We start from the raw sequence: 2,592 nt of genomic DNA on the forward strand, positions 1-2,592 counted from the left end.
TTTTACAATTGTCAATGAGATATAATATATTATCTGACATAAAAAATATAAGTGAACAACCTCCATGAACAAATCAAATAGCCGTGTAAAGAAGCCCTCAATAGTGAAGGCTTCTTTTGCATGTAGATCAAAGTGCAGAATGAAATTTCAATTAAAGGGCCAGATTGTTGAGTAACGTTTTCATGTATTCGTGTAGAATAATAGCTGAGATTGTGAAGGATTTCACTTAAACTAACGGGCAGGATTGTTGAGTAAGAAATAATTTATAGCGCATATTAAACATATCAAAATTTGCAGAAAAAATTGAGGTGTTTATATGAAAAAGATAATATCATCGTTATTAATAGTCCTAATTGTTTTAGCACCTATTTCTTTTGTTTCAGCTGAAGTTGACCTCAGCGGTACAACAAAAAAGGAAATTTATGCAGCTCCAGAAGAATTATTAGTTGATATACTCAATCCTTATGTTACCGATGCAGTTCAAAAAGAATGTGGAGATGAGGTGACATGGGGGTTGGAAAGAGTAAACAATATCACTTTAATGGTTGACCATACGGGAAGTAAATCAAAAAGGTGGTATGAAGTCAGTCTCACAGTAAAAATAAATAACCCAAATGTAAAGGGAGATTACTGGGAATTTGACACAGTTACATTTGATATTGACCCAAAGACATATTTTGGTTCCTCCGAAGTTGAAAGAAAAAACATAAACGATGTAACGGTTGAATTAACGGATTACACCCATCATCATGGTACTAATGATAACAAATAAATTAATGTAGAATCCTAATTAATGCGTCTCCTGTTTTTATTACAGGAACGCATTTTTTTGTACAATATAAAAGGAAGTTAATGTTAAAATCAAAACATGGTTATTCAAGTAACGGGCAGAAGAGGTTTAAAAATGCTAAGGAGAATGTTGATTTGAAATCTAAAAAAAGAGTAGCAATTGTGGTTATCGTTATGCTTTGTGTCGTAGTTTCAATAAATCTATTACAAAAAGATTTGTGGGAAGTGAACGAAGAATTATTAAGAGAACAGATAACGTCAATTGAACAATCGGCTGAAACAATAAATTTATTAGATGTCACTCCATTTGAGTGGGATGTTGTATATTCTTTTGACCCATATACTTCGAAAGATAAGGTTTATGAGACGGTAGGGTATAAATGGGATAATATCAGTGAAACAGTTAGTGAAGGAATGAACCAAATCGTTTTTATGAAGGAAGAAAAAGTCATTTGTTATTTATACGGCTATCCTGAAAATAAAGGCTATGGGATTTATTTTTCTGGAGACACAATTAACAATGTTGCCGAAATGCTTAAAGCAAATGACAATTTAACTTTTCGAGTATTTAGAAGTAGTAATTACATATATTTAAAGAATTATTAAGCAAATACATCTTCAAGTAGCGGGTGCTTGAACGAAAGAACAATATAAATCTTAGGGGATTGGGATTGTGAGAAAATCATTTTTTGTTTCTATCTTAGTAATTGCTTTTTTAATTGTAAACGGTTGTAGTCAAAATACTGTAGAGAAAATTAAAGCGGATTATTTTGATATTGGCTTAGGACAGAGTTTGTACAGTGGATATAATAAAGTGGAGCAGGAAACTGTTCAGTCACTTGTAGATGCATATAATCAAATTGAATATATTGGACAAACTAACCAACAAATCAATTATGACAAGGCAATAACAATAACATTTGTCTTTAATGACCAAATATCAGGCATGTTAGTTTTAGATGATAAGGGGATTTTTCATCTACATGATAATGTTGAAGAAAATTATCAAATCGAGCCAAACAATGATTTATATGAACAAGCAATTGAGATATATAACGATTTGAAGAAACAATATTAAAATTTCAAGGGGAATTTTGACCCGTTCATTTGTGGAAATTTTCACTTAAACTAAAGGGCAGAATTGTTGAGTATTGAAGGATGCTCTTTCTTTATTTGTTAGGATTTTATTTGAGCTAATATAGCTCTTTTTTAATTATATGGGAGATGTAAACCATTTTGATGATAAATTCGTTATAAAGATAAGGAAGGAGGTCAGGAATGGATGATACTGAATTTCAAATACATCTAAATAAACAACTGAAACTAATTTTCCATTATCTTATAAAACAAGGTGCCTCAAGGCAAGATGCAGAGGATATTGTACAAGACGCTGCACTAATATTAATAGAAAATATTGATGCCATTTCTCCAGAAAAGGTTCAAAGTTGGCTTTTTAGAGTATCACTCAATCGATATTATGATTTGTTAAGACGAAACAAAGTAAAGCATAGAGCTTCATTAGAATTGCAATTATTTGAAAAGATAAAGCAAGGTTTGATGCCAGAAGAAGTGTTGGTTCAGAAAGAGATTAGCGAAGAAGTAATAAACGCCCTAGAAAAGATGCCAAAACGTTATAAGGAGTTTTTGATACTTAAATACATATTTGATTTACGCTATAAAGATATTGGAAAAATAGCAGAATTAAATACAGGCACAGTAAAAACAGTTATCTTTCGAGCTAAGAAGGTTTTTATTGATATATATAGGGAGGTACAAAATGAGCAAGGATAACAAAGACGAAGA

Annotated in this window: 4 protein-coding genes; all 4 read left to right on the forward strand. The window is 31.2% G+C overall.

From position 1 onward, the window contains the following. Positions 1-316 precede the first annotated feature (316 nt). The 4 genes from PQ474_RS25940 (at position 317) to PQ474_RS25955 (ending at position 2,580) form a co-directional block, all read left to right on the forward strand. On the forward strand, positions 317-772 hold the full coding sequence (locus PQ474_RS25940) for a DUF3888 domain-containing protein (protein WP_273848468.1): 456 nt from the start codon (positions 317-319) through the stop codon (positions 770-772). A gap of 80 nt (positions 773-852) precedes the next feature. Continuing rightward, entirely contained in the window at positions 853-1,395 is a 543-nt protein-coding gene (locus PQ474_RS25945) for a hypothetical protein (protein ID WP_273848469.1), read from the forward strand. A gap of 67 nt (positions 1,396-1,462) precedes the next feature. Next, on the forward strand, positions 1,463-1,867 hold the full coding sequence (locus PQ474_RS25950; protein ID WP_273848470.1) for a hypothetical protein: 405 nt from the start codon (positions 1,463-1,465) through the stop codon (positions 1,865-1,867). 200 nt (positions 1,868-2,067) lie between these two features. After that, the gene (locus tag PQ474_RS25955; RefSeq protein ID WP_273848471.1) at positions 2,068-2,580 is read left to right on the forward strand and encodes an RNA polymerase sigma factor; all 513 of its coding nucleotides are present in this window, start codon (positions 2,068-2,070) and stop codon (positions 2,578-2,580) included. Positions 2,581-2,592: the final 12 nt, after the last annotated feature.

It is taken from the genome of Halalkalibacter alkalisediminis, from assembly GCF_028610705.1.
Lineage (GTDB): Bacteria > Bacillota > Bacilli > Bacillales > Bacillaceae_D > Halalkalibacter > Halalkalibacter alkalisediminis.